We start from the raw sequence: 544 nt of genomic DNA, 5'->3' as shown, positions 1-544 counted from the left end.
GCCTGACGCCGTTCATGACCTTGGCGCGTTCGCCTCTTCCTCCCTTTTTCTCTTTCCTCCTCTCTCTCTTTTTTCCTTCTCTCCCCCTTTTCCTTTTTTCTTCCTTTTTTCTTTTCCTTTTCCCCTTTTTTCCTTCCCCTTCCCTTTCCTTCCCTTTCTCCTCCCCCTTCCTTTCCTCTCCCCTTCCCCTCCTCTTTCTTTCTCTTTCTCCCTTCCCTCTTTCCTTCCTTTCTCTTTTCTCTTTTTTTCTCCTCTTCCTCCTCCTTTCCCTCCTTCCCTTCCCTTTTCCTTTCTCTCCTCTTCCTTCCCCCCCCTTTTCCTCTCCCTCCTTCTCCCTCTTCCCCCCTCCCCTTTCCTTCCCTCTTCCTTTTCCCCCCCTTTTCTCCCCTTTCTCTTCCCCTCTCTTTTTTTCCTCCTCCTTTTCTCCCTCCTTCTTCCCTCCTCTCCTTTCTCTTCTCCCCCTCTTCCTCTTCCTCCTCCCTCTCTTTTTTCTCTCTCTTTTTTCTCCTTCTCCTTCCCCCCCCCCCTCCCCTTCTCTTCTCGT

1 protein-coding gene is annotated in these 544 nt (G+C 51.1%); it reads right to left on the bottom strand.

From position 1 onward, the window contains the following. Window positions 1–544: hypothetical protein (locus IB268_RS31370; RefSeq protein WP_192355304.1), on the bottom strand; the 544-nt coding region annotated here is incomplete at both ends.

The organism is Achromobacter sp. ACM01 (genome assembly GCF_014851745.1).
Lineage (GTDB): Bacteria > Pseudomonadota > Gammaproteobacteria > Burkholderiales > Burkholderiaceae_B > Achromobacter > Achromobacter aegrifaciens.
The sequence above is the reverse complement of the archived record's forward strand: the minus strand, read 5'-3'. Positions and strand labels throughout refer to the sequence as shown.